The following is a 25,740-nucleotide window of genomic DNA, read 5'->3' on the forward strand; positions in this document are numbered from 1 at the left end:
CGACCTGGGCAGACGTGTTGAACCGGGCGAACCTGGGGATGGAAGTGATGCACGAGCGCAACGCTCACAACTTCCCGCTTGACTTGGCTGCTGGCGAAGCAACCCCGGTTGCTCTGACCGCTCCCGCCATCAACGGTTAATTGGTCAAGCTCTTAGGTTCTGCGATAGTTCCTAGGTAAATTGAGAGAGTGAGGAAGCTTCAAGGCTTCCTCACTCTTTTTATGCGCTGATTTTTGATGAGTTGATGCCTTATTTTTGCCAATTTTTGGCAGTTTCTGGAACCGTTGGTTAGTCTGGTTTTGCTACCACTTCTCCAGGGTGAAACGCATGAATCAACATCACAAACGCTTGCAAGCTGATCCTATGTTTCACCCTGGAGAAAAGCCTTCCGACCGTATGGAACTCATCTGGCTGCTAGGTGCTGGAGTTCTCACCTTTGCTTTGTGGCAAATGCCCTACGGTAACTACATCCTTTACCCCTTTACGATTCTGGCGACCTGGTTTCATGAGATGGGCCACGGTCTTATGGCTGTGCTGCTAGGCGGGGAGTTTCGACAGTTACAAATTTTTGCAAATGGTTCTGGCGTCGCTCAACACAGCGGCGCGTTATTTCTAGGACCGCTTGGCCGGGCTCTGGTGGCTGCTGCTGGCCCAATGGGACCACCGGTGGCAGGGGCGGGTTTGATTGTAGCTTCGACACAATTGCGGACCGCCCGTTGGGCTCTGCTCATCTTAGGCAGTGTACTACTGCTATCAGGCTTAATTTGGGTCCGGTCGCTATTTGGCTTAGCAATGGTGGCGAGTTTAGGGGCTGGCATCCTCTGGCTGGGTTTGAAGACTTCAGGCTGGCTTCAAGGCTTTGCTGTGCAGTTTTTAGGAGTGCAAGCTTGCATCAGCACTTACCACCAGTTGGACTATTTATTTATGAACCAGGCTGTAATTGGTGGCCAATTGATGCGCTCAGACTCAGCTCAAATTGCCCAGCAATTGCTATTGCCCTATTGGTTCTGGGGGTTGCTAATGGCAGCAGGGTCGTTTCTGATTCTGTTGAAAAGCTTGCGGGTTGCCTATCGTCAGCAGGGACAGTAATAGGTTCTTCAGTTAACTCTTAAGTGGATCACCCACTCTGTCTCTCAATGCTTGCCTTGAAGTTGACGAACCAGATGCACTAACTCAGGCAGAATTAACTGCTCAGTGGCCAGTTTGACTGCGCCTGTAGAACCGGGCAGCGAGAATAGAATTCGGCCGCGATAAACGCCAGCCACAGCGCGGGAGGCAATGGCACGAGAGCCAATCTCTTGATAGCTCAGCGCTCGAAACACCTCGCCGAATCCAGGTAGAACTTTTTCCAGTAGTGCTTCCAGTGCATCGTAGGTAGTATCTCTCGGTGCAATGCCTGTACCACCATTGAAGATAATCGCCTCAATATTAGGCTCCTGAGCAAGCTGAGCGAGCTGTTCACAGATCTGGTCTGGCTCGTCTTGGATAATGCCGTAAGCAACAATGCGATGGCCTGCTTCTTGCAACAAGGACTTTAGAAGCTGACCACTTTTGTCAGTTTCAACAGTGCGGGTATCACTGACCGTCACAATCGCACAGGAGACAAATGCAGGTGTGGGGTCAGAGCAAGGCAGTGAGGTCATGCTGAAGGCACCACGAATTTAGACACAAAAAATAGAGACGTTCTGCAAGAACGTCTCTGCTCAGCTTTAAGCCAATTAGGATTGACTGAAACCCAAATCATTGGAGGCAGCATAACGCTCCATGAAGCGCATAAAGCGCTCCCACTCGTCGCTGCCATCCATCCGATAGATTGCCTCAACACCCGCTGGCTGACCATTCACGAACTTGGCATTAACTGTGCGAGTTACTAACTCGCCTTCGTCGTCAATCATCCACATGCCCGTGATGTCCCGATTGTCGACATCGGCATCATTCATCACACGAGGTTTCTCAAAGAAGAAGGTTGCAGTCCCTCTCAAGCCATCCTTGGACCGCGTCAGACGCACATTAGTTACTTCTTCATCAACACCGCGCGCGAATTGAATGCTTGCCATAAGCCCCAGGTTGGTATCGAGTTTTATGAACCTCTATCTTCACATAATTTGACACTCTGGGAAACTCGCAATTTCTTGCGCTGTTACTAGGGCTACTGTTCTACTATCCTTTGAGGGCCGGTCTACTCAATCTGGGCAGATCCTCAGTCTGGGTAGATGCGCAAGCGGCGATTAGGTTCCTCGCCGAAGCTGCGGGAGCGCAGGCGATAGTGTTCCACTAGCTCATGCTGGATCTTACGAACTGACGCAGATCGGGGCAACAACTCCACCTGTTGGCTCTTAGGTATCACAATCTGTTCAACCGCTAGACGAGCTTCCTCTAAAGCCTCCATCTCATCTTCAGAATCAGCCTGAGAGAACAGACTCAGTTCCGGGACTGGCATGCCTGGCTCATCGATCTGCAAGACCCGGCGCAAAGCCCGAGTGATCTGGGGAATGGTGCTGGCTTTGACCGTGTGGATCGGAATTTGGCGGGCTTGAGCGATGTGACGCAGCTTAGAGTGCCCTTTGATATGAGAGCGCAGGGCTAACACGACGTCAGCATTGTCCATGTCCTTGGTCAGCGCAACGGGCAGGTTCAAGGCTCGAATCACCTGTTCCATTTGTTGACGGCTGACCGCATAGGGGTAGACCTGGAGGATTTCTTCCCCAGTCTCAGAGAAAACACGACTGTCTTCAGCGCCGCTGTAGAGGTCTGCCGGCTCCGGCTCCGACAATATAGGTAGGGGAAGCATTTGGCCAGAGGCTCGCCAGCCTACCACGTCAGCACTAAGGGGAGCTCGACTGAGGGAGTTATTGGTCAACGGCAGCTTCGATAGCTCACGACTAACGGTGACTTTGCCCGAGTCGCTAACCGTGCGAACTTGGGGCGTGGGCTCACGGCGGCGTAGCAGGCTATCAACCGTTTGGGCTACATCCTCATGGACAACCCAACGCTGACGCTCTTGCATCTCAATGGCGATCTCAAAGGTAGGCGGTGCTTTGCGCTCTAAGACGCTCTTTTGAGAGCCGCGTCGCCGTGCCTCTTCGTCCCCCAGCGTGACTGACTGGATGCCACCCACTAGATCCGAGAGGGTGGGGTTCTTCATCAGGTTTTCGAGTTGATTGCCGTGGGCAGTACCCACCAGTTGAACCCCTCGTTCCGCAATCGTACGCGCTGCTTGCGCCTCCAGCTCCGTGCCGATCTCGTCGATGACAATCACCTGCGGCATGTGATTTTCAACCGCTTCAATCATTACCTGGTGTTGCAGTTCAGGCGTGGCAACCTGCATGCGGCGAGCCCGACCAATGGCTGGATGGGGAACATCGCCATCGCCAGCAATCTCATTAGAGGTGTCGATAATGACAACACGCTTGTCTAAGTCATCCGCCAAAACCCGCGCGATCTCACGCAGAGCCGTCGTTTTACCCACGCCTGGTCGACCCAGCATCAAAATCGATTTGCCAGTTTCAACTAAGTCTCGGATCATGCCGATCGTGCCGAAGATGGCCCGACCAACGCGGCAAGTGAGGCCAATAATCGTGCCGGTCCGGTTGCGAATGGCGCTGATGCGGTGCAGGGTACGCTCAATACCAGCACGATTGTCCCCACTAAATAGGCCAACGTGCTCAACTACGTAATCCAGCTCTTCCCGGCTAATCACCTGCTCTGTCAGGTACTCGGCCCGATCAGGGAAGCGGGCTTCCGGACGACGGCCCAGATCCATCACTACTTCAACCAGTTGGTCTCGCTGTGCATGCTGATTGAGCAACAACCGCAGGTTCTCTGGAAGAATTGCTAAGAGCTTCTCCAAATCATCTGTAACTTGAACGTTTTGAATCTGAGCGTTCTCGATATTCTCGTGAATCACAGTAGGGCTCCGGCACTCTGCCGGCAATGCAATAGGCTTGTGTATCAGGAAGGTTGGCAAAAGACTGCCACAGGGCGGCCCTTGTCCAGAGGCTTGAGTTGCTGCACCAAACTCCTGGCCTGCTGGACAGCTTGCTGCAACAACTGAGGGTGTTCTTCTAAGCGGGCTCCTGCCACCTCTAGCCAGGGAGCCACAAGCGCTCGGGCATAGCTGCCATAGGCAACACCAGCAAGAGCATCTAAACCCGCTGCCTTCGCCTTGGCAACCGTATGGGCATTAGTGCCTCCTGCGAGCTGGACGTATCCAGGCAAATCAAAACTCGAAACTTTCTGACCCAAGCGCACAGCAGCCCGAGTCGCACCATCACCAATATCACCACTCATAGGTCTACCGTCGGTCTGCCACAACAAATCACACTTCCACTGCTCTAGTTGAGGTTGCATGTGCGTCCACAAGGCTTGGAGGTACTCCCGCAGATCTTCACCATCTGGACAGCTTACAGCTACCAGCTTTAATCGAGGGATAAGCGGGGTCAACGCCTGCCACAGACGCCGAAACTGAACCAGCTGCCCTGGCTGTGTATGAATCTCCACTGCATCGATCGCCAACCCCAGTAAGACTTGCACAATCTGGTCTGGAGCGTACACGTAAGCCTGGGCTGTGATAAGTGCTGACGGACACACTGGTAAACAGCGCCCACAGCCATAACAGCGGGGTTCTAGGACACCAGAAAATTCTGCCTTGAAGGTAATCGCATCAGCAGGGCAGATTTGTTCACAAGGGCGGGGACAAGATTGTGGACAGGCAACTGAGTCAAACTTAGCCTTGCGAAAGTGGGGATCCTCTGCATCATTCAGGCTAACCATGAGCCAGGGACGCCGCCCCCCTAGACGTTCTGCCACTGCCAGGCCCTCTTGGGCCGATGCCACCGTAGCTTCATCGGCAGCTACATCGATGCAGTCAGCTCCGGCTAGGGCATAGACCAGGGAGAGACTACGAACTGAGGGTAAATGCTGGAAGCTGGCTCCACAGATCAGCTTGAACCAGCTTCCCTCTTGCAGAGCGCTCAGGGAAAGGCTTTGGAGCATCACCTCTTCATGCTAGTGTGCATGCCCTGAAAATGCTACCGGGTAGAGGATTCCCCTGGGATCTTTCCTATCTGCCCTATTTGCCCTCGACACTAGCCACTCCCAAACCTGAGGCAATTCTGGCAGCTGCCAGAATTGCCTCAGGTTCAAACGAAGTAGGCGCTCAGGCGGCAGCAACAGCCTGTCGAAGCGGCTGCCAAGATATTTCCCGGGCACTCGCCACTTCTACAACAACCTTGACCTTAGGTTGAAGCGTGGGTAAGGTGACCAGGAATTGCAGCTCTTGGCGTGATAAAACCTTGCCCTCAATTAACCACAGCACTAGCCCTTTAGCGTTGGGTGGCAAGTTGTCGAGCTGGTATTGCAACAGCGGCGGGTAGAAGTAGGTGCGAATCTCTTTCTTGCCCAAGTGGGCTGGTCGCACGCCATGCACGCTTGTGAGATAAGCGGATAAGTCACCTAAACCTCGGGCCGTTAACGTCAGAACTCCGTAGCCTGCTCCTCGTAGGCGCCGCTGATAGCGCCCTTCAAACCCACCCTCAGGAGGAACACAGAGAGCCAGTGCTCCATTGCTTTCTAAATCTTGAATCATCTTTCTGCCCGTAATGATCAGGCTCATGGTGATTACTCTCTTGCCTTAATGCGTCTTGAACTCAGAGTACTCCGAAATTTGGACGCTTAAGGGGCTAATCCAAGAAGGCAGAGCATTGAAGGCTTGATTCAGGACCTTCGAGAGGTTATTGACACATTGCCACCACAATCCACCTGTCTTCCAGAGTGCGGGTACCACTAGGAGAAGGTTTGTTGTGGATGTTGAGACCACAACAGAAGCTCCTAGCCTTTCTCGAGGCATTCAGGAGTTGGTCGAGCGACTGAAGCAGGAGGGTTTGAAGCCGGACAGGTCAAGGCCAAGCAGGTAGAAGGAGCATCTCAGGAGAAGGCCCGTCGTCTGGTCGCCGATGCCCGGCAAGAGGCGGACTTGATTCTTGCCCAAGCTCGCGAGGAAGCAGCTACGAAAGCAGCAGGTCAGGAAGCACTACGAATCGCTGCCCGAGACACGCTGCTGACCCTGAAGAATGAAGCAGCTCAGGTATTCCGCAATGAGCTGCGCAAGCAAGTCAGTGCCCAGTCTCAGCAGGAAGCGTTTTTGCGCGATTTGCTGCTTCAAGTTTGTAAGCGACAGATACCCGAGCTTGAACCCGGCCAGGAAATGCGAGTTCTGCTCCCTGAGCGGTTGGTCAACCTAGAAGACCTGCGTCGAGTCAATGACACCCCTGAGGAAGAACTGTTAGCTCAATTTTTGCCAGTTTGTTTGGCGGTCCTCTACGCGAGGGTGTGGCCTTCGGCAGAACCAATGAGCAGTTCGAAGGAATTTAAGGTTGCGCTTGTAGATCAGCAATTGATGATCGACTTAACTGACCACGCAATTGCGGCACTGCTTAGCCAGTATTTGTTGCCTCGCTTCCGGGCAGTGCTAGAAGGATATCTGCAATGAGCGGTAGCTACTATGGTCTGATCGCTAGTCTGCCGTATCTGCCTAGGGACCTTAGCTTAAGGCGTCTGCCGATTAGCCGTCAGGCGTTAAAACTGCGCTTGAAGGCGTTGTCTCTGACAGATCAAGAGCAAATTAACGCGATTATTGAGTTTCACCAGCAGCTTTGGTGATGCAGCTGCTAGAAGATACAGCTCGCAAATTGCAGGACGTGAAAATCTCGGCTCTATTTCAGCAGGAGGTTAACCTCCTGCTGGTTGTTTCTGCTCTGCGTCACCGACAACAAGGCAAAACGCCTGTCTTACCAATCGGAGGTCTAGGCGTAGGTGGTCACTTACGTCGCTATTGGAATCAGCCTGACTTTAACCTGGGTGGGCGCTTCCCCTGGTTAGGTGAACTGCGTGAGTTGTTGGAGCAGGGAAGGGTTCTGGAACTGGAAAGGCAGATCGACCAAATTCGGTGGAAGTTTGCTGATTCGGCTAGTCAGATGAATCCCTTCACCTTTGAAGCCGTTGTGGCCTATGTGGGTAAATGGGACATTCTTTACCGCTGGAGCCAAACCGGTGAAGCTGCCGGACTGCAGCGATTTAATGAATTAATCGATCAAGTTCTGGAAAAAGCCTAATGGTTAGTCAACTCAACGGACAGGCAGGGGCAACGGAGTCAGGGGCCAAGAGCACTGCTCGGGTCATTGGTGTGAATGGCAACATTGCGACCATTGAGCTAGAGCAAGGCTACTTAATGAAAAATGAAGTTACCTTTTACTCCTCTAGAGATGCCGTCGCTTTCAGAAGCGCAAATTCAGAATCGCTTAGAGGATGTAGAGGATACTCTAGAAAATTCCGAGACCCGCCGCATTGGTGCAACTCGCTTTATTGAGTCTCTGCGAGACTACTTGAACCAAGCGCTCAGTACCTCCAAACTCAACCAGGCTACCCACTTAACCCACGACGAAATTGGTCTTTTTGTTATCCAGGCCTGGTGTCCTGTCAATCAGATTTCTGCTCTAGATGATCTGGTTAAGGAGTTCTCTCTAGCTCTAACTGTGGAGGATCCAGGTCCACAGGAGCAACCACCAACGCTGGTGCAAAATTCAGATTTGCTGGCTCCTGGCGAGACTCTGATTAGCGTTTACGGCACACCGTCCTATCGCAGTTGGGGTCCGTCGGCCCTAATCTACGTCAGCTTTGTCCTGTTCTTCGGGATCATCATTGCTGATGCAGGCTACGGCTTTTTGCTACTGGGGATTGCCTGGCTGCTGCGTGGAAAACTACTGGCTAACAGTCAGCGTCGCTTGTTCTACTTATTTGCTGCCTTAGGCGTAAGTGCCAGCGCTTATGGACTTCTATCAGGTGAATACTTTGCGGTAGATCCACCAGAGGGCAGTCTCTTAGCACGCATCGCTATTTTTAAGCCTGATTTGGAGAATATTCCAGAATTGATGGCCTTTTCGGTCAGCATTGGTTGCTTGCATGTCTTAATCGCTAATGCCATTGCTGTCTCCCAATGCTGGTCAGCATTGCGTAAGGGGCAGTGCCTATCTAGCGATCACCTTCAATGATTTAGCCCATCAAGTGGCTTCTACCGGCGAGCTGGGTATTTTAGGGGCCTTCGTTCTAATCGTAGTTGGCCACACACTCAATTTCGTGCTGTGTATCATGGCTGGAACCATCCACGGTCTTCGTTTAAATTTCATCGAATTCTATCGTTGGAGCCAAGAGGGAGAAGGATATCGGTTCAATCCTTCTAAGAAACATACTTAGTTCAAGACCTTATAGGCTCAATGGCGACTCTTGATCACTTTTGGTCAGAGATTAATCCCTGGCATTGCAACACAAATAGGAGAGACATACAGTGGAGGCACTAGCCTTAGGTTTAGGTTACATCGGTTTGTTTGCTGTCGTCGCACTGAGCGCCTGTGGTAGCGCGGTAGGCTGTGCTTGAGCAGGGATAGCAGCTGACGGGGCCATGTTAGAGCCTGAAACAGGCCACGGAAAATTTCTGGGTGTTGCGGCCTTGCCCTCCACGCAAGCAGTCCTGGGTATTGTGTTGATGTTTATTCTGAAACAGAACATCACAGCAACGAGCGGCTGGGGCATCTTTGCTATCGGCACATTAGCAGGCGTTGCCCTGCTTGTTAGTGGCATTTATCAGGGCAATTGCTGCGCCATGGCCATCAATGTTTCCAAAAGTAAGCCAGAAATATTTGGTAAATCTCTAGCCCCTGCTGGCATTGTAGAAGGATTCGCTATCTTTGTATTCGTAATGGCCCTGGTCCTGAGCCAAAGCCTACCTCGCGGCTAATGTTATGTCCTTTCTACTGTCTCGATGGTCGTGGGTTCTTGGTCTTGCCCTCATTGGCTTTGGCTTTTTGGTAGACCAAGCGATCACCTTAGCAGTCGAAAGTTTTTGGTTTGCAGAAGTTGACTACCTAAGCGTTTTTGCCACCAGCCTTGGGGTCCGTCTTTTGCTCTGGCTGGCAGGGTTTGTCTTGGCGCTCCTGATTCTAGGAAGCGATCTCAGCTATGTCTGGCGCCGAACAGTTTTACCTAGAGCAAAATTCAGAGACCAAGAGCTAGGCTCCTGGCTGAAGCGATTACTCATTGTCAGCGTCCTCGGGCTGAGCGCCGTAATGGCGGAGTTTTTCTCAAAGGACTGGCTGCCGGTTCTGACTTGGCTCAACCAGGTGCGCTTTGAAACGCAAGATCCTCTCTTCCACCAGGATCTCGCGTTTTACATGTACAGCCTCCCAGTCTGGCAAGCACTGCTGTTTTGGAGCCTGCTGCTGTGGCTCCTAGTTTTAGGCAGCAGCGCTTTGCTTTATGGCTTACGGCAGAGACTGACCACACAGCCTGATAGCTCAGAGTCAGCTAAGACAATAGTCAAGGCAACAGCCCAAAGATTGCCTCTAGCAGCTTCACAGCACCTCCTTTGGTTAGTTGGAGTTCTCTGGCTGCATGTTGCCCTGACACACTGGCTTAGCCGCTATGATCTGCTCTATTCTTCTAGGGGCGTTATCTTTGGGGCAAACTATGCAGATGTTCATGCTCAGCTCCCAGCTAATTGGTTCTTAGCAGGAATTAGTTTATTAAGTGCTGTTGCTTGCTTCTGGCTAGGATGGCATAGTCTCAAAAACGCACCCACTAAAACCCTGTTGCTGCTAGTCGGTGGTTATGTTTTGAGCTTCCTTCTAATTGGCGTCCTATATCCGCAAGTCATTCAAGCCTTTGTCGTTCTGCCTAACGAACTAGAACGAGAACTTCCTTACATCGAACGCAATATTCAGTTCACTCGCCAGGGTTATAATCTAACGAATGTTGAAACTCAAGCTTTCACACTGAAAGATAACCTTACCTACAAGGATATTCAAAACAACCCTGGTACGATTAGAAACATCCGACTTTGGGACAGTCAGCCTTTACTGGAAACCTATCGGCAGTTGCAAGAGATCCGGCCCTACTACCAATTTCCCACCGTTGATGTAGATCGCTATTCAATTGATGGAGAGCTGCGTCAAGTGATGCACTCTGCGCGGGAATTAGATTATAGTCAGGTGCCGCGACGGGCTAGAACCTGGGTCAACCAGCATTTCTTTTATACCCACGGTTACGGTTTCACCCTTAGCCCGGTCAACATTGTGACCCACGAAGGCTTACCAGATTTTTTTATTAAAGATATTCCACCTCAGGCCACTAGCCCAGCGATTGAAACCGCTATTCCCGTTGATAACCCTTCTATTTATTATGGCGAGTTGACTCGCACAAATGTATTTGTCTCTACTACAGATAAGGAACTAGATTATCCTCAAGGCAATCAAAATGTTTATGCCAGTTACACGGGTACGGGTGGAGTTCCCGTTGCGCGATTCTGGCAACGTCTGCTTTACGCTTGGCACTTCAGAGATCCACGAATGTTGCCAGCCAATGAATTTACTGACCAAAGTAGATTCATGTTTCGACGTAATATTCAGGAGCGAGTACAAACAATCGCGCCTTTCCTGCGTTACGACCGTGATCCCTATATGGTGATCGAGGATGGTCGCCTTTATTGGTTTTTAGACGCTTACACCACGAGTACGCACTATCCCTACTCAGAACCTAGCGACGCTCCCTTCGACTTCAACTACATTCGTAACGCAGTCAAAGTTGTTATTGATGCCTATAACGTCAGTGTTGATTTTTACGTTTCTGACCCTCAAGACCCACTCATCAGAACCTATCAACGCAGTTTTCCGGCTCTGCTTCAGCCTCTAGAAAAACTGCCTCAGAGCTTACGGCGTCATCTGCGCTATCCCGAAGACCTCTTTCAGGTTCAGGCACAGCAGTACGCTACATATCATATGGATGACTCTCAGGTTTTCTACAACAAAGAAGACCAATGGCACATTCCCCCGGAGACGCGACAGGGGATCACACAGCCGATGCGGCCCAACTACCTGATCCTAAAGTTGCCTAATCAGCAGAACCAGAAGGACAATAGCCTCCCCGAAGAGTTTGCGCTGTTATCTCCCTTTACGCCATCCAACAAAGACAACCTAATTGCTTGGATGGCCGCCCGTTGCGATGCTGAGGAGTATGGCAAGCTCCTAGTCTATGAGTTCTCCAAGCAAAGTCAATTTTTGGGCCTCGCCAAGTTGAGGCTTGTATTAATCAAGCCCCAGAGATCTCAGAGCAGATTTCTCTCTGGAACCAGCATGGTTCGCGCGTGAACCGGGGTAACCTACTGGTGATTCCAGTGGAAAACTCCCTTCTATACATTGAGCCTCTCTACCTGGAAGCCGAGCAGAGCCGCTTGCCTCAGTTGACTCGTGTGATTGCTGCTTACGAGGACCATGTAGTAGTGAACTCGACCTTAGATGAATCTCTGCGGGAGCTGTTTAGCCCACAGCAAGGTGCTGTGCTCGACCAGCCCAACCTAGCAGAAGATTTAATGACTACTGAAGAGAATCAAGTTGCTACCCCTTCGGCTCGCTCAGTACCCCAATCTCAACAACGGCCCCTCACCCGCCGAGCCCTACAGCAGTGGCAGCAGGCCCAAGATGCTCTTCAGCGGGGAGACTGGGCCGAGTACGGTAAGCTCCAAACCCAACTCCGACAGACTTTAGAGCAGCTAGACGTCCAGCAGTCTCAGCAGCAGTAGGTCTGTCATACTTTTACTGGCCACATCCGGATTTTCCAGAAGTGGCGGAAGTAATTTGTTTCTTGCTAGACAGATGAGGACTTCTCATCTATCATGATTAATTGTCGCCAAAATACGGGTAAGGTCACCCTCCAGCTTTTGCGGTACTGCTCGCTGGCCTCAAAGCCATGAGTGCACCTGCAAACTTCAGGCTCCGTGGGTGAGACTGATCGAATTAGGCCTTGAGCCCGGGAGATACTGAAAGGTAGAGTCTACCTCTTAAGTCTCAACAAGCGCGACACAGTGGGATTGAGCTTGATGCTCTGGATCCCGACTTGAGTTCTACGGTTTCGTAAGGCTCTTCCCCATTTTCTTGAGTTGGGGTGCTCTGGTCTAGAAATTCTAGAACAGAGCTTTGGAGAAGGTGAGCTGGATGCATGGGGAGGTTACCTCCTTCTATCGTCCTGGGCTCGTGGCGTGTAGCAATGGGAGATCCTGCGCTGTGGCAATCGGTATTCTTGGCACCAAACTGGGCATGACCCAGATCTTCGACGAGCAAAAGCGGGCGATCCCCGTTACGGTCATCCAAGCAGGTCCCTGCACGGTGACTCAGCTCAAGACTGTTCAAACTGATGGCTATACAGCAGTGCAGCTAGGCTTTGAATCAGTTAAAGAAAAAGCGCTGACCCGGCCTGAACTAGGTCATCTCCAGAAATCTGGCGCTGCTCCTCTCCGGCATCTTCAGGAATATCGGGTAGATAGTACGGATACCTACGAACTAGGACAAACCCTAGGCCCAGACCTCTTTAGCGCGGGTCAACTGGTTGATGTTGCTGGCACCAGCATCGGGAAGGGTTTTGCTGGTTACCAGCGGCGTCACAACTTTAAGCGAGGACCGATGGCGCACGGTTCTAAGAACCATCGTCAGCCGGGTTCAACGGGTGCTGGTACAACGCCAGGTCGCGTTTATCCAGGTAAGCGCATGGCAGGGCGTATGGGCGCTGAGCGGGTTACGATTCGCAAGTTGACAGTGATCCGAGTGGATGCCGAGCGCAACTTGATTCTGATTCAGGGCGCTGTACCCGGTAAGCCAGGAGCCCTAGTCAGTATTGTTCCGGCCACAATCGTTGGTCGCGTCAAATAGGAGGCTGGGTTAGAAGCAATGGTTAGCTGCACGATAAAAGATTGGACAGGCACAGATACGGGTGAGGCCAGCCTTGACCTGAGAGTTGCTAACGAGCAAAACGCTCCTCATATTGTTCACCGCGCTTTGCGGCGTCAGCTGGTCAATTCCCGTCAAGGAACGGCCAGTGCTAAGACCCGCTCTGAAGTGAGTGGTGGTGGTCGTAAGCCTTGGCGGCAGAAGGGAACTGGTCGGGCTCGCGCTGGCTCCAGCCGTTCCCCGCTATGGCGGGGTGGCGGGGTGATTTTTGGACCAAAGCCACGGGACTTCGAAGTCAAGATGAATCGCAAAGAGCGTCGTCTTGCCTTACGGACGGCCTTGCAAAGTCGGGTCCAAGATTTGATTGTGGTCGAAGATTTTAACGATCAGCTTCCCCGCCCTAAAACCAGAGACCTGGTTAGTGCCTTAACTCGATGGGGCATTGGTTTAGAGGACAAGGTCCTCCTAATCACTGCCGAGAAGCAGGAAAATACCTATTTATCGGCTCGCAACATCGGCAATCTAAAGCTGATCCTGGCAACGAACCTCAACGTTTATGACCTGCTGGCCGCTGACCGCATCGTCATAACCGCCCCGGCCCTTGAGAAGATTCAGGAGGTTTACAGTGACAGCTGAATTTGATCCCCGGCGTTTAGCTGATCTAGTACGCCGTCCCCTTGTAACTGAGAAGGCAACCATTGTTTTAGGTGACAACAAGTACACCTTTGAGGTTGCCCCCAATGCGACTAAGCCTGAAATTAAGGCAGCGATCGAAGACCTATTTGACGTCAAGGTAGTAAAGGTCAACACTCAGAACCCACCCGCGAAAAAGCGACGGGTTGGCAAATTTGCCGGGGAGCGCCCTCATTACAAGCGGGCTGTTGTCACTCTGGCAGAAGGAGACAAGATTACGCTCTTCCCGGAAGTGTAAGTAAACCTGAACCGAGATTAAAGTTATGGGAATTCGTGCCTACAGACCTTACACTCCAGGAACGCGTCAGCGCACCGATTCTGATTTCGCGGAAATTACGCGTTCAGAACCTGAAAAATCATTAGTTAAATTCAAACACAACCCGAAGGGCCGCAATAACCGAGGGGTAATTACCAGTCGCCGTCGCGGTGGTGGTCATAAGCGTCTCTATCGTGAGATTGATTTCCGTCGGGATAAACGTAACGTCCCTGCTCGGGTCGCAGCGATTGAATATGATCCCAATCGCAATGCTCGTATCGCACTGCTGTTTTATACAGATGGTGAGAAACGATACATTCTGCATCCTCGGGATCTTAAAGTCGGGGCCATAGTCACGGCAGGTGAAGCCGCGCCGATTGAGACTGGCAACGCTTTGCCGCTAAGCAATATTCCACTGGGTACCGGGGTCCATAACGTTGAGTTAGTCCCTGGCAAAGGTGGTCAGATTGTTCGCGCTGCAGGCGCTACCGCTCAAATCGTTGCTAAGGAAGGCAACTTTGTCACCTTAAAGCTTCCCTCTGGCGAAGTGCGGATGATTCGTCGCGACTGCTACGCCACTATTGGTCAGGTAGGCAACACAGAACATAGCAACCTCAGCACCGGCAAAGCTGGCCGTAACCGTTGGCGTGGACGCCGTCCTAAGGTGCGAGGCGTGGTGATGAACCCGGTTGATCACCCCCATGGTGGTGGTGAGGGTCGTGCTCCAATTGGCCGCAGCACCCCTGTAACCCCTTGGGGTAAGCCAACCTTAGGCTACAAAACCCGTAAAAAGAACAAGCAAAGTGACTCTCTTATTGTCCGCCGTCGTCGTCGTGGTTCTCGGCGCGGTAAGGGTGGACGGAACACCTAACGGTTATTCCCATCTTGCTTTGGCTCCAGCTAAACCCATTCAGAGTCAGCACTTATGCCCCGTTCACTGAAAAAAGGTCCCTTCGTTGCTGACCATCTACTGAGTAAAATCGAGGCCCTCAATGTGAAGGGTGAGAAGCAGGTCATCAAAACCTGGTCACGAGCTTCTACGATTCTGCCCCAGATGATCGGTCATACGATTGCTGTTCACAACGGTAAGCAGCACGTTCCAGTCTATGTGAGTGAGCAGATGGTGGGCCACAAGCTAGGTGAGTTTGCCCCCACTCGCACATTCCGAGGTCACGCCAAGAGCGGTGACAAGAAGGCCCGTCGTTAAGGCCTTATCCAAACGAGATTTTGCAGGACTTGAAACTATGGCCGCTGAAGCTGTAACCGAAGTAAAGGCAATTGCCCGCTACATCCGCATGTCTCCCCATAAGGTGCGTCGGGTTCTCGATCAGATTCGGGGCCGTAGCTACCGGGAAGCTCTCATCATTCTAGAGTTCATGCCCTATCGGGCTTGTGAGCCAATTCTCAAGGTCCTGCGCAGTGCAGTCGCTAACGCAGAGCATAACAATGGCATGGACCCTGCAACTCTGGTCGTTTCGACTGCCTTCTCCGATGGAGGACCGTCGTTGAAGCGTTTTCGCCCTCGGGCTCAGGGTCGCGCTTACCAAATCCGCAAACCTACCTGCACCATCACCGTTGCTGTTCGGTCTATGACCGAGGTCGAAGCGGCTAAGGCCAGCTAAGCCCATCTCTTGATTGCCGCACTTTTTGGACTTACCCATGGGACAGAAAATCAACCCAACCGGTCTTCGTCTTGGGATCACCCAATCCCACCGTTCCCGCTGGTTCGCTGAGCCAAAGCGCTACCCGGAACTGGTGCAGGAGGATTTCAAGATCCGGAAGTACATTAACAAAGTTCTCGATAACGCTGGTGTCTCTGAGATTTACATCGAGCGCAAAGCTGATCAAATCGCCCTGGAGATCCGGACTGCCCGACCGGGTGTTGTGGTTGGTCGAGGCGGTAAGGGGATTGAAGATCTGCGTAATGGTTTGCGCAAAGAGCTAGGCAGTGGTGAGCGTCAGATCCAGGTCAACGTTGTTGAAGTGGCCCGGGTCGATGCCGAAGCTCCTTTGATTGCAGAATACATTGCTCAACAGCTAGAGCGTCGGGTCTCATTCCGTCGCGTGGTACGCCAAGCTATTCAACGTGCTCAGCGGGCTGGTATCCAAGGCATCAAGATTCAAGTCGGTGGGCGTCTTAACGGGGCTGAAATTGCACGCTCTGAGGCAACTCGTGAGGGTAGTGTCCCCCTACATACTCTGAGAGCAGATATTGACTACGCCTACAAGAGTGCTCGAACCATCTATGGAGTACTCGGCGTTAAGGTTTGGATTTTCAAAGGCGAGATTCTGCCCAGCCAGGAGCAGCAACCAGATACCGCCAATGCTCAGCAGCCTCGCCGTCGTCCAGGGGGACAGCGCCGTCGCCCGCAGTTTGAAGATCGCTCAGGTGCCAGCGATAGCTGACCCCACGCTTGACACTCCATAGGATCAGCCATGCTCAGTCCCAGACGTACTAAATTCCGCAAGCAACAGCGAGGTCGCATGGGTGGCCTCGCAACCCGCGGCAACGACCTTAACTTTGGTGAATTTGCTCTCCAAGCCTTGGAGCCTGCCTGGATTACGTCACGCCAAATCGAGGCAGGGCGACGGGCCATGACTCGCTATATCCGTAGAGGCGGCAAGATCTGGATCCGCATTTTTCCAGATAAGCCTGTCACTATGCGTCCTGCTGAAACTCGGATGGGCTCTGGTAAAGGGGCACCTGAGTTTTGGGTAGCTGTTGTGAAACCAGGTCGGATTTTATTTGAAATTGGCGGTGTAAGTGAAGAGATCGCACGCGAAGCGATGCGACTAGCTGCCTTTAAGATGCCGATCAAGACCAAGTTCATCATGCGACAGAAGGTCGAGGGAGAAGAGTAAATGGCCCTTTCCACGATTAAAGAAGCCAGAGACCTCTCCGATGGTGAACTGGCAGAGCAAATCATCGCCGTCAAAAAAGAGCTGTTTCAGCTGCGCTTCCAGAAGGCAACTCGAAAACTGGAAAAGTCTCATTTGTTTAAGCACGCGCGGCACCGGCTAGCTCAATTGATGACCGTAGAAAATGAGCGAGCGAAGGCCGCTGCTAAGGAGTAATCGACAATGGCAGTTAAGGAAACAGTTGGCCTAGTGGTCAGCGACAAAATGGATAAAACCGTGGTGGTAGCGGTCGAGAACCGATCTTCCCATCCTAAGTACGGCAAGATTGTCGTTTACACCAAGCGGTTCAAAGCCCACGACGAGAAGAACGAGTGCAAGGCTGGCGACCGGGTCCGCATCCGAGAAACCCGTCCTTTAAGTCGCACCAAACGTTGGGAAGTTGCTGATATCCTCAGTCGGGCTCAAAAGGTTTAGGAGAACGCCATGATTCAGCAGGAAACCTATCTCAACGTGGCGGATAACAGCGGAGCTCGTAAGCTCATGTGTATTCGTGTGCTAGGTGGGGGTAATCGACGTTACGGTGGCGTCGGCGATGTAATCATTGCCGTTGTCAAGGATGCGACCCCCAACATGCCGGTCAAAAAATCTGATGTAGTCCGAGCGGTCATCGTCCGTACTAGAAAGGCACTGCGTCGAGACAGTGGCATGAGCATTCACTTCGACGACAACGCAGCTGTAATCATCAACCAAGACGGCAACCCTCGAGGCACTCGCGTATTTGGCCCAGTCGCCCGCGAACTACGAGACAAGAACTTCACTAAAATCGTCTCCTTGGCTCCGGAGGTGCTTTAAAGATGGCTAACCGTAAACCTAAGCTTAACGACAACGGTAAAGTTATTCGTTACCAGGTACATGTCAAGAAGGGCGATACCGTACAGGTCATTGCTGGTAAGGATAAGGGCAAAGTTGGTGAAATTCTAACCGTGCTCCCCAAAATTGGCAAAGTAACTGTTAAGGGTGTCAACGTCAAAACCAAGCATGTTAAGCCTCAGGCAGAAGGGGAATCTGGCCAGATCACCACTTTTGAGGGGCCAATTCATAGCTCTAACGTAATGCTCTACTCCAAGAAGCAAAACGTAGCTAGCCGAGTAGGTTACACCTTTACAGAAGACGGACGTAAGGTACGGATTCTTAAAAAGACTGGCGAGATTATTGACTAAATTCACCCTGACCCAGCCCAGGGAACTACAGGAGTTTCAGACCATGCCCGATCGGTTCAAGGCTTTGTACCAGGACAAAGTTGTCCCTAAACTCGTTGATGAGTTTAAGTACAAAAATATCATGCAAGTTCCCAAGCTTGACAAGGTTGTTGTCAACCGAGGCATGGGAGAAGCTGCTCAAAATGCTAAGTCCTTAGAGGCGTCATTGGCAGAAATTGCAACTATTACAGGTCAAAAGCCGGTAGTTACCCGTGCAAAAAAAGCTATTGCTGGCTTCAAAATTCGCCAGGGTATGCCAGTTGGTATTATGGTTACCCTGCGCCAAGAACGGATGTATGCATTCCTCGATCGTTTGATCAATTTAGCCCTGCCGCGTATTCGGGATTTTCGAGGCGTCAGCGCTAAAAGCTTTGATGGACGCGGTAACTACACCCTAGGCATCCGTGAACAGCTCATTTTTCCCGAAATTGAGTATGACCGCATTGATGCCATTCGGGGCATGGACATTTCGATCATCACTACAGCAAATACGGACGAGGAAGGCCGCGCCCTACTCAGGGAAATGGGAATGCCTTTCCGAGAGAGTTAGGACTGGTCGCGGTTAATAAGGAGAGAACTATGGCGGCGAACGACACCATTTCGGATATGCTGACGCGGATCCGGAACGCGACTCTTGCGAAGCACCCGACCACTAACATCCCGGCCACTCGCATGACTTTGAGTATTGCTCGGGTTCTGCAGGAAGAAGGCTTTATTCAGCAATTTGAGGAAGTCGGCGAAGGTGTGAACCGGAAGCTGGTGGTCTCGCTGAAATACAGAGGCAAGACTCGCAAACCGATCATCACAGCGCTCAAGCGAGTCAGCCGACCGGGACTTCGGGTTTATTCCAACCACAAAGACTTACCTCGGGTTCTAGGAGGTATTGGCATTGCCATTATCTCGACTTCTCGAGGCATTATGACAGACCGCGAAGCCAGAAAAGAAGGCATTGGCGGCGAAGTCCTCTGCTACATCTGGTAATCGAGCAACAGGAGAATTACCATGTCCCGGATTGGCAAGCGTCCGATTCCGATTCCTAACAAAGTAACTGTGACTGTGGACGGTCAAAAAGTGACGGTCAACGGTCCCAGTGGAGAACTTAGCCAAGTTCTGCCTGATGAGGTTAGTGTAGAGCAGCAGGATGGCACACTGGTTGTCACCCGTCGAGATGACTCTCGCCCAGCCCGTGAGCGACACGGTCTTGCTCGCACTCTGGTTGCCAATATGGTTACTGGAGTGACCGAGGGCTTCAAAAAAGACATGAAGATTGCGGGTGTTGGCTATCGCCTGCAAGTGGTAGGTAGCAAATTAACGATCACTGCTGGCTACAGTCATCCAATCGAGATTGAGTTGCCCAAGGGTGTAACCATTGATGTTGACCAAAGAGCAACTCCAATAGGTAACACTAAGAATCAACAAGGCTTCAACTTCAGTGTCAAGGGGATTGACAAGCAGGCCGTAGGCGATATTGCTGCTGAAATCCGTGCTGTTCGACCTCTGGAGCCTTACAAGGGCAAAGGCATCCGTTATGCCTATGAAATACTGCGCCTGAAGGCTGGTAAGGCAGGGAAGAAGTAACTTATGAAAGTCAGTCGCAAACAAGCAGCTCGCAGCAGGCACGTTCGTATCCGTCGCAAGGTTTTTGGTACTGCTGAGCGTCCCCGTCTGGCAGTGTTTCGCTCAAACCAACACATTTATGCCCAGCTGATCGATGATGTTGCTCAGCGCACTTTGGCAGCGGCCTCGACTGTAGAGTCTGATTTACGCCAAGCTCTAGAGTCTACCGCAACCTGTGAAGCTTCCACCCGAATTGGCGCTCTCATTGCTGAGCGGGCGAAAGCTCAAGGGATCGAACAAGTTGTGTTTGACCGCGGCGGTAATCTCTACCATGGCCGCGTGAAAGCTCTGGCTGATGCTGCCCGTGAGGCCGGATTGAACTTCTAACGTAGAACCGAACATCCAGGAGAAGCAGGTATGGCACAACGAGATAGAGGCAATCGCGGCGGCGGTACTGGTCCTGGGGGTGGTAGCGACCGCGACAGTGATCGTAGCAATGACCGTGGTGGACGTCGCGGTGGGCGTAACAGCGAGCGTGATCGTAACCGCAATAATGAGGAGAAGTCCGAGTGGCAGGAACGTGTAGTCCAAATTCGACGCGTTACCAAGGTTGTTAAGGGCGGTAAAAAGCTCAGCTTCCGAGCCATTGTCATTGTGGGTAACGAGAAGGGCCAAGTCGGGGTTGGGGTTGGTAAAGCCAGTGATGTAATTGGCGCAGTTAAAAAGGGCGTTGCCGATGGCAAAAAGCATCTAATTGAGGTGCCTCTCACTCGCACCAGCTCCGTGCCTCACCCTGCTACTGGTGAAGGCGGAGGAGCTAAAGTCATGATCCGTCCAGCTGCTCCAGGGACCGGGGTAATTGCAGGTGGTGCTGTACGTACAGTGCTGGAATTGGCTGGTGTCCGCAATATTTTAGCCAAGCAACTAGGCTCTGATAACCCTTTAAACAACGCTAGAGCTGCTGTCACAGCTCTGTCCTCTCTGCGAACCTTGGCTGGTGTCGCTGAAGAGCGTGGTATTGCCGTTGAGCGGCTCTACAGCAAGTGAACACAAACGACGAGCAAGATTGATTGACACGCTATGAGACTATCTGACGCGGTTCCTAATCCCAAATCCAAACATCGTCGCCGTCGTGTGGCTCGTGGTATTGCTGCAGGTCAAGGTGCTAGTGCTGGTCTCGGTATGCGCGGCCAGAAAGCCCGTTCTGGTAGTGGTACCCGTCCCGGCTTTGAAGGTGGTCAAATGCCACTGTACCGCCGCTTGCCGAAGCTCAAGCATTTTACGGTTATCAACCGGCAGCAGTACACTACGATCAACGTTAGCAAGTTGAGCGTCTTGGCCTCGGGTACAGAAGTAACGCTTCAATCATTAATCGAGGCGGGCATTGTTACCACTGATGATGGTCCGCTCAAAATTCTGGGAGACGGTGACCTAAGTGTTGCCTTAAATGTTCATGCTGCTGCTTTCACAAGCAGCGCACGAGCCAAGATTGAGGCAGCGGGTGGTAGTTACACCCTGATCAGTTAAGGCTAAGTAGAAGCTTTGAGCAGTAGTTAGCGAGGAGCCAACGGTTATGGTGGTCAGTCGGGGCAAAGCGCCCAGTGCTCAGGAGACTTTTGCACAAATGGCCCAAGCAGCTGGTCTGCGGGGCCGTTTGTTTCTGACAATTGGGATGCTGATCTTGGTGCGTCTAGGCATCTTTATTCCAGTACCTGGTATTGACCGGCAACGTTTTGCAGCAGAGATTGCCAGCAATCCAGTCGTTGGTTTCCTGGATATTTTCTCTGGAGGCGGCCTATCGGCTCTCGGGGTATTTGCTCTAGGAATCCTGCCCTACATCAACGCTTCAATTATTCTGCAGTTATTAACGGCAGCAGTCCCTGCTCTAGAGGATTTGCAGAAGAATGAGGGTGAGGCCGGGCGACGCAAAATCTCCCAAATCACTCGGTACGTAGCTTTAGTTTGGGCTGTAATCCAGAGCATCGGTATATGTTTCTGGGTGCAGAAATATGCTGAAAGCAGTGGACCTCTGTTTTTCTGGAACACAACTCTAGCTCTCACCGCTGGCTCGATGTTCGTAATGTGGGTAGGCGAGCTGATTACCGAGAGGGGGGTTGGCAACGGTGCTTCTCTGCTCATTTTTATTAGTATTGTTTCAGGCTTACCCAAGTCTCTAGGTCAGACCTTCCAGCTAGCAAAGAATGACAGCTCCTTGGTGGGGGGTGTAGTTATTCTGATGCTTGTCTTCCTAGCCATGATTGTTGGGATTGTTTTTGTTCAGGAAGGAACCCGTCGGATCCCGATTATTTCGGCCAGGCGTCAGGTTGGTCGCCGTCTTTACCGAGAGCAAACGAGCTATCTGCCTCTGCGCTTGAATTCGGGCGGTGTCATGCCTATTATCTTTGCCTCCTCTTTTCTTGTATTGCCAGCTTTTCTAGCCAATTCGACCCGTAATCCCCTGTTAGCTCGCATTGCAGAGGATTACTTACGGCCTAATAGTTGGTTCTATGTAGGGCTGTATTTGGTGTTGATTTTGGCCTTTAGCTACTTTTACTCTTCGCTAGTAATTAACCCGGTTGACCTATCTCAAAACCTTAAGAAGATGGGAGCTAGTGTTCCTGGGATTCGCCCGGGCAAGAACACCACTGAGTATATTGAGCGGGTTCTCAATCGTCTCACTCTGTTGGGTGCAGTCTTCCTAGGGGCAGTTGCAGTCATTCCAACTGTTGTTGAACGGGCTACCAACATCACAACCTTTCAGGGAATTGGTGCAACGTCGCTACTAATCCTGGTAGGCGTTGCGATTGACACTGCAAAGCAGATTCAAACCTATGTGATTTCTCAGCGCTACGAAGGAATGGTGAAGCAGTAGTGACTAGGCTGATTTTTTTGGGAGCACCTGGTGTTGGTAAGGGAACTCAAGCCAGCCGTCTTGCGCAAAAAGTTGGGGTACCTCATATCTCAACAGGTGACCTCTTGAGAACAGCTGTTAGCCAGCAAACTCCTTTAGGAAGTAAGGCAAAGGCTTACATGGATCAGGGTCAGCTCGTCCCTGACGAGCTAGTGGTATCCCTGATTGAGGAGCGCATCCAGGAACCAGGTGCCCAGATAGGCTGGATTCTAGATGGTTTTCCCCGAAATGTCGCTCAGGCGAACGTCTTGGAGCAGCTGCTAGACCGTATGCGGCAACACGGCAAGCAGGTTATCAATCTAGATGTGCCAGTAGATGTCATCGTTCAACGTTTGCTTGAACGAGGTCGAGCGGATGACACTGAAGAGGTTATACGCAATCGCTTGAGCGTATATCAGTCACAGACAACTCCCCTTCTTGAGTTTTACAAGACGCGGGACCAGCTTGAGACTATCAATGGCAACGCATCGGTCGAGGAGGTTGAGGCTTCGTTGTGGCAGGCTATTCAGGCACAACCTGAACCCTAGGGTCTCGATATTGTTACCCTAGATGTATAAGGAAGTTTCCTAAAAGACTTTGTGCGCGAGTAGTAAGGAGTAGATGGTTGGCTAAGCAAGATGTGATCGAGATGGAGGGGGTGGTTACGGAGTCCCTGCCTAATGCTATGTTCCGGGTTGATTTGGATAATGGCTTTAATGTGCTTGCGCACATTTCGGGCAAAATCCGCCGTAACTACATCAAGATTTTGCCAGGTGACAGAGTTAAGGTTGAACTGACTCCTTATGATCTCACCAAGGGACGCATTACCTACCGTCTACGCAAAAAGTAATTAGGGATTCTTGACTTATCCCTCGCATTTTTGTATACTATTGTTTTTGCAGTATTGCCGGGAAAGGCATGAAGGTACGAGCTTCGGTCAAGAAAATCTGTGAGAAGTGCCGTGTTATCCGTCGACACGGTCGGGTTATGGTCATCTGTTCCAATCCAAAGCACAAGCAGCGGCAGGGCTAAGCGGCTGGATCGGGATGGCTCCTTCGCTGGTTGAAAACAACCATAGCGCTAGAACTAGAGAATCGACAAGGGACAAAGAGTAGGGAGAGCGGAAGTGGCACGGATTGCAGGGGTAGACCTCCCCAGGGACAAACGAGTAGAGATCGGGCTTACCTACATTTACGGTATTGGTTTAACCCGATCTCAGCAGATTCTAGCCGCTACGGGTGTTAGCCCGGATACGCGGGTGAAAGACCTTTCAGACACTGATGTCTCTGCTCTGCGAGCAGAACTTGAGGCGAATTACCAGGTTGAAGGTGACCTGCGGCGTCTTGAGGGCATGAACATCAAACGGTTGATGGACATTGGTACTTACCGAGGTCGGCGCCATCGGCTGGGATTGCCTGTCAGGGGACAACGCACTCGTACTAATGCTCGTACTCGACGAGGAGGTCGTCGGACCGTTGCAGGTAAGAAGAAGGCTCCAGGTAAGAAGTAGTCATTTCTTCGGTCTGCTCCTCAGTACACAAACCTGGAACGCCCAGGTTTTTTGGCGTGAAAGTTTCAAGTTTAGAATTGCTAGGATATTGACTTTATGGCAACTCGACAGCCTACTCGTCGTACGGGTCCCCGCAAGCCCAAGCGAAACGTGCCTAATGGGGTGGCCTATATTCAGTCCACCTTCAACAACACTATCGTAACCATTGCCGATGTGAGTGGCGATGTAATCTCTTGGGCATCAGCAGGCTCTAGTGGTTTCAAGGGCGCAAAGAAAGGTACTCCCTTTGCTGCACAAACAGCTGCTGAAGGTGCTGCTCGTCGAGCTATCGATCAGGGTATGCGCCAGGTTGAGGTTATGGTCAATGGGCCTGGCTCTGGTCGGGAAACGGCTATCCGAGCACTCCAAGCAGCTGGCTTAGAAATAACCCTGATTCGCGATGTAACTCCAATCCCTCACAATGGCTGCCGGCCTCCCAAGCGTCGTCGGGTTTAGCTTTTCTCTACCGAGGATGGTTTTGGTATCCATCCTCTAGGAGGGCTAGAGAACACTGTAAGGCACTGGAAAGAGGGAACTCATATGGCACAATTTCAGATTGAATGCGTTGAATCTCGTACAGAGAAGAACTATAGCCAGTACAGCCAGTTCGTTCTGGGGCCATTAGATCGTGGGCAGGGGGTGACCGTCGGCAACGCACTCAGACGGGTGTTACTCTCAAACCTAGAGGGATCTTCGATCACTGCGGTTCGTCTTGCCGGAGTGAGCCACGAATTTGCTACGGTTCCAGGGGTAAGAGAGGATGTTTTAGATATCCTGCTCAACATGAAAGAGGTTGTGCTGAAGAGCTATGCTTCAGACCCTCAGATTGGCAGATTATTAGTTCAGGGGCCAACAACAGTTACAGCTGCTCACTTTGAACTGCCGACTGGGGTCGAGGTTATTGATCCGAATCAGTACATTGCGACTGTTTCGCCCAATGCCACCCTGGAGATGGAGTTCAAGATAGAGCGTGGGAAAGGCTATCGCTCTGTCGACCGAAGCCGGGATGACGGCACAGCTGTAGATTTTCTTCAAATTGATGCGGTTTTCATGCCGGTCATCAAGGTCAGCTACACAGTGGAAGAAGCCAGAATTGGCGGCCTTACTGAAAAGGATCGGCTGATTATGGATGTTTGGACTAATGGTAGTCTGACTCCTCAAGAATCTCTGAGTCAGGCTGCTCATATTCTGGTGAACCTGTTCAGCCCACTGCAAAACATTGTTATTGAACCAACTGATCTTGATGATGGCAGCGGTTCTAGTGGTGAGCAGAATCAAATCCCCATCGAAGAGCTTCAACTGTCAGTTCGGGCTTACAACTGCCTGAAGCGTGCTCAAATCAACTCAGTGGCTGACTTATTGGATTACACCGAAGAAGATTTACTAGAGATCAAAAACTTTGGCCAGAAATCCGCTGAAGAAGTTATTGAGGCATTACAGAAGCATCTAGGCATCACCCTGCCTCAGGAAAAGCCTTCTAAGAACGGTTAGATGCCCAAGGCAGGCTAACCGTATTTCGTTTGCATCTGAATCTAAGAGGTTAGTGAGAAAAACCGATCATGCGTCACCGTTGCCGTGTTCCGCAATTGAGCCTGCCTGCCGATCAACGTAAAGCGTTGATGCGGGCTCTTACAACTGAGTTGATCCGTAATGGTCGAATCACTACAACTAAGGCCCGTGCCAAGGCGATTCGGTCTGAAGCTGAGAAAATGATTGCCCTGGCCAAGGATGGCTCTCTTGCTGCCCGTCGTCAAGCTATCGGCTATCTGTATGACAAACAGCTAGTTCACGCCTTGTTCGAGCAGGTGGGTGATCGGTATGGTGGTCGGCAAGGAGGCTATACCCGTATTCTGCGTACGGTTAGCCGTCGAGGGGATAACGCTCAGATGGCAATTATTGAGCTGGTCTAA

Annotated in this window: 39 protein-coding genes and 1 pseudogene; 35 read left to right on the forward strand and 5 right to left on the reverse strand. The window is 51.6% G+C overall.

Features of this window, described 5'->3' with window-relative positions:
* Both H6F94_RS30825 and H6F94_RS30830 read left to right on the forward strand, forming a co-directional pair.
* A pseudogene (locus H6F94_RS30825) lies at positions 1-140 on the forward strand (photosystem II q(b) protein); the annotation flags it as partial.
* A gap of 187 nt (positions 141-327) precedes the next feature.
* Positions 328-1,089, forward strand: coding sequence for a M50 family metallopeptidase (locus tag H6F94_RS30830; RefSeq protein ID WP_242041534.1), 762 nt, complete (start codon positions 328-330; stop codon positions 1,087-1,089).
* 44 nt (positions 1,090-1,133) lie between these two features.
* Here H6F94_RS30830 and H6F94_RS30835 read toward each other — a convergent pair whose 3' ends face one another.
* From H6F94_RS30835 to ndhN, 5 genes are all read right to left on the reverse strand, one after another.
* Entirely contained in the window at positions 1,134-1,643 is a 510-nt protein-coding gene (locus tag H6F94_RS30835; protein WP_190806124.1) for a MogA/MoaB family molybdenum cofactor biosynthesis protein, read from the reverse strand.
* Positions 1,644-1,718: 75 nt separating this feature from the next.
* A complete protein-coding gene (gene psb28 / locus H6F94_RS30840) occupies positions 1,719-2,057 on the reverse strand; it encodes a photosystem II reaction center protein Psb28 (RefSeq protein WP_190806125.1) in 339 nt (112 codons plus the stop codon).
* A 143-nt stretch (positions 2,058-2,200) separates the two neighbouring features.
* Entirely contained in the window at positions 2,201-3,907 is a 1,707-nt protein-coding gene (locus H6F94_RS30845; RefSeq protein WP_313949409.1) for a R3H domain-containing nucleic acid-binding protein, read from the reverse strand.
* A 44-nt stretch (positions 3,908-3,951) separates the two neighbouring features.
* Positions 3,952-4,995: a circadian clock protein LdpA gene (ldpA, locus tag H6F94_RS30850; RefSeq protein ID WP_190806127.1), complete on the reverse strand. Its 1,044-nt coding sequence runs from the start codon at positions 4,993-4,995 to the stop codon at positions 3,952-3,954.
* Between the two features lie 163 nt (positions 4,996-5,158).
* On the reverse strand, positions 5,159-5,614 hold the full coding sequence (ndhN, locus tag H6F94_RS30855) for an NAD(P)H-quinone oxidoreductase subunit N (RefSeq protein WP_190806128.1): 456 nt from the start codon (positions 5,612-5,614) through the stop codon (positions 5,159-5,161).
* Positions 5,615-5,974: 360 nt separating this feature from the next.
* Here ndhN and H6F94_RS30860 point away from each other — a divergent pair, with 360 nt between their 5' ends.
* The 33 genes from H6F94_RS30860 to rplQ all read left to right on the forward strand — a co-directional run bounded on the left by H6F94_RS30860 (position 5,975) and on the right by rplQ (position 25,740).
* Positions 5,975-6,490: a hypothetical protein gene (locus H6F94_RS30860; RefSeq protein WP_190806129.1), complete on the forward strand. Its 516-nt coding sequence runs from the start codon at positions 5,975-5,977 to the stop codon at positions 6,488-6,490.
* On the forward strand, positions 6,487-6,660 hold the full coding sequence (locus H6F94_RS30865) for a hypothetical protein (RefSeq protein ID WP_190806130.1): 174 nt from the start codon (positions 6,487-6,489) through the stop codon (positions 6,658-6,660). The genes H6F94_RS30860 and H6F94_RS30865 overlap by 4 nt, the downstream gene beginning before the upstream one ends.
* Positions 6,660-7,112 carry a DUF2764 family protein gene (locus tag H6F94_RS30870; protein ID WP_190806131.1) on the forward strand — a complete coding sequence of 151 codons (453 nt, stop codon included), beginning with the start codon at positions 6,660-6,662 and terminating at the stop codon, positions 7,110-7,112. Before H6F94_RS30865 ends, H6F94_RS30870 begins: the two co-directional genes overlap by 1 nt.
* A gap of 123 nt (positions 7,113-7,235) precedes the next feature.
* Entirely contained in the window at positions 7,236-8,048 is an 813-nt protein-coding gene (locus H6F94_RS30875; protein ID WP_190806132.1) for a V-type ATPase 116kDa subunit family protein, read from the forward strand.
* A 389-nt stretch (positions 8,049-8,437) separates the two neighbouring features.
* Positions 8,438-8,791, forward strand: coding sequence for an ATP synthase subunit C (locus H6F94_RS30880; protein ID WP_313949411.1), 354 nt, complete (start codon positions 8,438-8,440; stop codon positions 8,789-8,791).
* A gap of 4 nt (positions 8,792-8,795) precedes the next feature.
* On the forward strand, positions 8,796-11,195 hold the full coding sequence (locus tag H6F94_RS30885) for a UPF0182 family protein (RefSeq protein WP_242041536.1): 2,400 nt from the start codon (positions 8,796-8,798) through the stop codon (positions 11,193-11,195).
* A complete protein-coding gene (locus H6F94_RS32750) occupies positions 11,192-11,626 on the forward strand; it encodes a hypothetical protein (RefSeq protein ID WP_242041537.1) in 435 nt (144 codons plus the stop codon). The genes H6F94_RS30885 and H6F94_RS32750 overlap by 4 nt, the downstream gene beginning before the upstream one ends.
* 481 nt (positions 11,627-12,107) lie before the next feature.
* Entirely contained in the window at positions 12,108-12,749 is a 642-nt protein-coding gene (gene rplC / locus H6F94_RS30890; RefSeq protein ID WP_190806133.1) for a 50S ribosomal protein L3, read from the forward strand.
* An 18-nt stretch (positions 12,750-12,767) separates the two neighbouring features.
* On the forward strand, positions 12,768-13,403 hold the full coding sequence (gene rplD / locus H6F94_RS30895; RefSeq protein WP_190806134.1) for a 50S ribosomal protein L4: 636 nt from the start codon (positions 12,768-12,770) through the stop codon (positions 13,401-13,403).
* Positions 13,393-13,698, forward strand: coding sequence for a 50S ribosomal protein L23 (locus tag H6F94_RS30900; protein WP_190806135.1), 306 nt, complete (start codon positions 13,393-13,395; stop codon positions 13,696-13,698). The genes rplD and H6F94_RS30900 overlap by 11 nt, the downstream gene beginning before the upstream one ends.
* Positions 13,699-13,723: 25 nt before the next feature.
* Positions 13,724-14,587 (forward strand): 50S ribosomal protein L2, encoded by an 864-nt coding sequence (gene rplB, locus H6F94_RS30905; protein ID WP_190806136.1) that lies wholly within the window; start codon positions 13,724-13,726, stop codon positions 14,585-14,587.
* Positions 14,588-14,641: 54 nt separating this feature from the next.
* Complete coding sequence (gene rpsS / locus H6F94_RS30910) at positions 14,642-14,923, forward strand: 30S ribosomal protein S19 (RefSeq protein ID WP_190806137.1); 282 nt, start codon at positions 14,642-14,644, stop codon at positions 14,921-14,923.
* Positions 14,924-14,960: 37 nt separating this feature from the next.
* Complete coding sequence (gene rplV, locus H6F94_RS30915; RefSeq protein WP_190806138.1) at positions 14,961-15,338, forward strand: 50S ribosomal protein L22; 378 nt, start codon at positions 14,961-14,963, stop codon at positions 15,336-15,338.
* 37 nt (positions 15,339-15,375) lie between these two features.
* On the forward strand, positions 15,376-16,122 hold the full coding sequence (gene rpsC / locus H6F94_RS30920; RefSeq protein WP_190806139.1) for a 30S ribosomal protein S3: 747 nt from the start codon (positions 15,376-15,378) through the stop codon (positions 16,120-16,122).
* 30 nt (positions 16,123-16,152) lie between these two features.
* Positions 16,153-16,578, forward strand: coding sequence for a 50S ribosomal protein L16 (gene rplP, locus H6F94_RS30925; RefSeq protein WP_190806140.1), 426 nt, complete (start codon positions 16,153-16,155; stop codon positions 16,576-16,578).
* Positions 16,579-16,791 (forward strand): 50S ribosomal protein L29, encoded by a 213-nt coding sequence (gene rpmC, locus H6F94_RS30930; protein WP_190806141.1) that lies wholly within the window; start codon positions 16,579-16,581, stop codon positions 16,789-16,791.
* Between the two features lie 6 nt (positions 16,792-16,797).
* On the forward strand, positions 16,798-17,049 hold the full coding sequence (gene rpsQ / locus H6F94_RS30935; RefSeq protein WP_190806142.1) for a 30S ribosomal protein S17: 252 nt from the start codon (positions 16,798-16,800) through the stop codon (positions 17,047-17,049).
* 9 nt (positions 17,050-17,058) lie between these two features.
* Positions 17,059-17,427 carry a 50S ribosomal protein L14 gene (gene rplN / locus H6F94_RS30940; protein WP_190806143.1) on the forward strand — a complete coding sequence of 123 codons (369 nt, stop codon included), beginning with the start codon at positions 17,059-17,061 and terminating at the stop codon, positions 17,425-17,427.
* Positions 17,428-17,429: 2 nt separating this feature from the next.
* Complete coding sequence (gene rplX, locus H6F94_RS30945) at positions 17,430-17,795, forward strand: 50S ribosomal protein L24 (RefSeq protein WP_190806144.1); 366 nt, start codon at positions 17,430-17,432, stop codon at positions 17,793-17,795.
* A gap of 43 nt (positions 17,796-17,838) precedes the next feature.
* Positions 17,839-18,384, forward strand: coding sequence for a 50S ribosomal protein L5 (gene rplE / locus H6F94_RS30950; RefSeq protein WP_190806145.1), 546 nt, complete (start codon positions 17,839-17,841; stop codon positions 18,382-18,384).
* 29 nt (positions 18,385-18,413) lie between these two features.
* The gene (rpsH, locus tag H6F94_RS30955) at positions 18,414-18,815 is read left to right on the forward strand and encodes a 30S ribosomal protein S8 (RefSeq protein WP_190806146.1); all 402 of its coding nucleotides are present in this window, start codon (positions 18,414-18,416) and stop codon (positions 18,813-18,815) included.
* 21 nt (positions 18,816-18,836) lie between these two features.
* Positions 18,837-19,412 (forward strand): 50S ribosomal protein L6, encoded by a 576-nt coding sequence (rplF, locus tag H6F94_RS30960; protein ID WP_190806147.1) that lies wholly within the window; start codon positions 18,837-18,839, stop codon positions 19,410-19,412.
* A gap of 3 nt (positions 19,413-19,415) precedes the next feature.
* Positions 19,416-19,778, forward strand: a complete 363-nt coding sequence (gene rplR / locus H6F94_RS30965; protein WP_190806148.1) for a 50S ribosomal protein L18 — start codon at positions 19,416-19,418, stop codon at positions 19,776-19,778.
* Between the two features lie 30 nt (positions 19,779-19,808).
* Positions 19,809-20,438 carry a 30S ribosomal protein S5 gene (gene rpsE / locus H6F94_RS30970; RefSeq protein WP_190806149.1) on the forward strand — a complete coding sequence of 210 codons (630 nt, stop codon included), beginning with the start codon at positions 19,809-19,811 and terminating at the stop codon, positions 20,436-20,438.
* Between the two features lie 33 nt (positions 20,439-20,471).
* Positions 20,472-20,918, forward strand: coding sequence for a 50S ribosomal protein L15 (gene rplO, locus H6F94_RS30975; RefSeq protein ID WP_190806150.1), 447 nt, complete (start codon positions 20,472-20,474; stop codon positions 20,916-20,918).
* Between the two features lie 46 nt (positions 20,919-20,964).
* Positions 20,965-22,263, forward strand: a complete 1,299-nt coding sequence (gene secY, locus H6F94_RS30980) for a preprotein translocase subunit SecY (RefSeq protein ID WP_190806151.1) — start codon at positions 20,965-20,967, stop codon at positions 22,261-22,263.
* The gene (locus H6F94_RS30985) at positions 22,263-22,829 is read left to right on the forward strand and encodes an adenylate kinase (RefSeq protein ID WP_190806152.1); all 567 of its coding nucleotides are present in this window, start codon (positions 22,263-22,265) and stop codon (positions 22,827-22,829) included. Before secY ends, H6F94_RS30985 begins: the two co-directional genes overlap by 1 nt.
* Before the next feature lie 77 nt (positions 22,830-22,906).
* On the forward strand, positions 22,907-23,131 hold the full coding sequence (gene infA, locus H6F94_RS30990) for a translation initiation factor IF-1 (protein ID WP_190806153.1): 225 nt from the start codon (positions 22,907-22,909) through the stop codon (positions 23,129-23,131).
* 68 nt (positions 23,132-23,199) lie between these two features.
* Complete coding sequence (rpmJ, locus tag H6F94_RS30995; protein ID WP_190806154.1) at positions 23,200-23,313, forward strand: 50S ribosomal protein L36; 114 nt, start codon at positions 23,200-23,202, stop codon at positions 23,311-23,313.
* A 94-nt stretch (positions 23,314-23,407) separates the two neighbouring features.
* Positions 23,408-23,791 carry a 30S ribosomal protein S13 gene (gene rpsM / locus H6F94_RS31000; protein WP_190806155.1) on the forward strand — a complete coding sequence of 128 codons (384 nt, stop codon included), beginning with the start codon at positions 23,408-23,410 and terminating at the stop codon, positions 23,789-23,791.
* 96 nt (positions 23,792-23,887) lie between these two features.
* Entirely contained in the window at positions 23,888-24,286 is a 399-nt protein-coding gene (gene rpsK, locus H6F94_RS31005) for a 30S ribosomal protein S11 (RefSeq protein WP_190806156.1), read from the forward strand.
* Between the two features lie 84 nt (positions 24,287-24,370).
* On the forward strand, positions 24,371-25,321 hold the full coding sequence (locus H6F94_RS31010; protein ID WP_190806157.1) for a DNA-directed RNA polymerase subunit alpha: 951 nt from the start codon (positions 24,371-24,373) through the stop codon (positions 25,319-25,321).
* Between the two features lie 68 nt (positions 25,322-25,389).
* A complete protein-coding gene (gene rplQ / locus H6F94_RS31015; RefSeq protein ID WP_190806158.1) occupies positions 25,390-25,740 on the forward strand; it encodes a 50S ribosomal protein L17 in 351 nt (116 codons plus the stop codon).

Origin of the sequence: Leptolyngbya sp. FACHB-261 (assembly GCF_014696065.1) — a bacterium.
In the GTDB taxonomy this organism is placed as follows: Bacteria; Cyanobacteriota; Cyanobacteriia; order FACHB-261; family FACHB-261; genus FACHB-261.

Excerpts from the sequence above, each read along its gene's own strand:
- H6F94_RS30830 (WP_242041534.1), top strand. The coding sequence starts at position 328 with ATGAATCAACATCACAAACGCTTGCAAGCTGATCCTATGTTTCACCCT.
- H6F94_RS30835 (WP_190806124.1), bottom strand. The coding sequence starts at position 1,643 with ATGACCTCACTGCCTTGCTCTGACCCCACACCTGCATTTGTCTCCTGT.
- psb28 (WP_190806125.1), bottom strand. The coding sequence starts at position 2,057 with ATGGCAAGCATTCAATTCGCGCGCGGTGTTGATGAAGAAGTAACTAAT.
- ldpA (WP_190806127.1), bottom strand. The coding sequence starts at position 4,995 with ATGCTCCAAAGCCTTTCCCTGAGCGCTCTGCAAGAGGGAAGCTGGTTC.
- ndhN (WP_190806128.1), bottom strand. The coding sequence starts at position 5,614 with ATGAGCCTGATCATTACGGGCAGAAAGATGATTCAAGATTTAGAAAGC.
- H6F94_RS30865 (WP_190806130.1), top strand. The coding sequence starts at position 6,487 with ATGAGCGGTAGCTACTATGGTCTGATCGCTAGTCTGCCGTATCTGCCT.
- H6F94_RS30870 (WP_190806131.1), top strand. The coding sequence starts at position 6,660 with ATGCAGCTGCTAGAAGATACAGCTCGCAAATTGCAGGACGTGAAAATC.
- H6F94_RS30875 (WP_190806132.1), top strand. The coding sequence starts at position 7,236 with ATGAAGTTACCTTTTACTCCTCTAGAGATGCCGTCGCTTTCAGAAGCG.
- H6F94_RS30885 (WP_242041536.1), top strand. The coding sequence starts at position 8,796 with ATGTCCTTTCTACTGTCTCGATGGTCGTGGGTTCTTGGTCTTGCCCTC.
- rplD (WP_190806134.1), top strand. The coding sequence starts at position 12,768 with ATGGTTAGCTGCACGATAAAAGATTGGACAGGCACAGATACGGGTGAG.
- rplB (WP_190806136.1), top strand. The coding sequence starts at position 13,724 with ATGGGAATTCGTGCCTACAGACCTTACACTCCAGGAACGCGTCAGCGC.
- rpsS (WP_190806137.1), top strand. The coding sequence starts at position 14,642 with ATGCCCCGTTCACTGAAAAAAGGTCCCTTCGTTGCTGACCATCTACTG.
- rplV (WP_190806138.1), top strand. The coding sequence starts at position 14,961 with ATGGCCGCTGAAGCTGTAACCGAAGTAAAGGCAATTGCCCGCTACATC.
- rpsC (WP_190806139.1), top strand. The coding sequence starts at position 15,376 with ATGGGACAGAAAATCAACCCAACCGGTCTTCGTCTTGGGATCACCCAA.
- rplP (WP_190806140.1), top strand. The coding sequence starts at position 16,153 with ATGCTCAGTCCCAGACGTACTAAATTCCGCAAGCAACAGCGAGGTCGC.
- rpmC (WP_190806141.1), top strand. The coding sequence starts at position 16,579 with ATGGCCCTTTCCACGATTAAAGAAGCCAGAGACCTCTCCGATGGTGAA.
- rpsQ (WP_190806142.1), top strand. The coding sequence starts at position 16,798 with ATGGCAGTTAAGGAAACAGTTGGCCTAGTGGTCAGCGACAAAATGGAT.
- rplN (WP_190806143.1), top strand. The coding sequence starts at position 17,059 with ATGATTCAGCAGGAAACCTATCTCAACGTGGCGGATAACAGCGGAGCT.
- rplX (WP_190806144.1), top strand. The coding sequence starts at position 17,430 with ATGGCTAACCGTAAACCTAAGCTTAACGACAACGGTAAAGTTATTCGT.
- rplE (WP_190806145.1), top strand. The coding sequence starts at position 17,839 with ATGCCCGATCGGTTCAAGGCTTTGTACCAGGACAAAGTTGTCCCTAAA.
- rpsH (WP_190806146.1), top strand. The coding sequence starts at position 18,414 with ATGGCGGCGAACGACACCATTTCGGATATGCTGACGCGGATCCGGAAC.
- rplF (WP_190806147.1), top strand. The coding sequence starts at position 18,837 with ATGTCCCGGATTGGCAAGCGTCCGATTCCGATTCCTAACAAAGTAACT.
- rplR (WP_190806148.1), top strand. The coding sequence starts at position 19,416 with ATGAAAGTCAGTCGCAAACAAGCAGCTCGCAGCAGGCACGTTCGTATC.
- rpsE (WP_190806149.1), top strand. The coding sequence starts at position 19,809 with ATGGCACAACGAGATAGAGGCAATCGCGGCGGCGGTACTGGTCCTGGG.
- rplO (WP_190806150.1), top strand. The coding sequence starts at position 20,472 with ATGAGACTATCTGACGCGGTTCCTAATCCCAAATCCAAACATCGTCGC.
- secY (WP_190806151.1), top strand. The coding sequence starts at position 20,965 with ATGGTGGTCAGTCGGGGCAAAGCGCCCAGTGCTCAGGAGACTTTTGCA.
- rpmJ (WP_190806154.1), top strand. The coding sequence starts at position 23,200 with ATGAAGGTACGAGCTTCGGTCAAGAAAATCTGTGAGAAGTGCCGTGTT.
- rpsK (WP_190806156.1), top strand. The coding sequence starts at position 23,888 with ATGGCAACTCGACAGCCTACTCGTCGTACGGGTCCCCGCAAGCCCAAG.
- H6F94_RS31010 (WP_190806157.1), top strand. The coding sequence starts at position 24,371 with ATGGCACAATTTCAGATTGAATGCGTTGAATCTCGTACAGAGAAGAAC.
- rplQ (WP_190806158.1), top strand. The coding sequence starts at position 25,390 with ATGCGTCACCGTTGCCGTGTTCCGCAATTGAGCCTGCCTGCCGATCAA.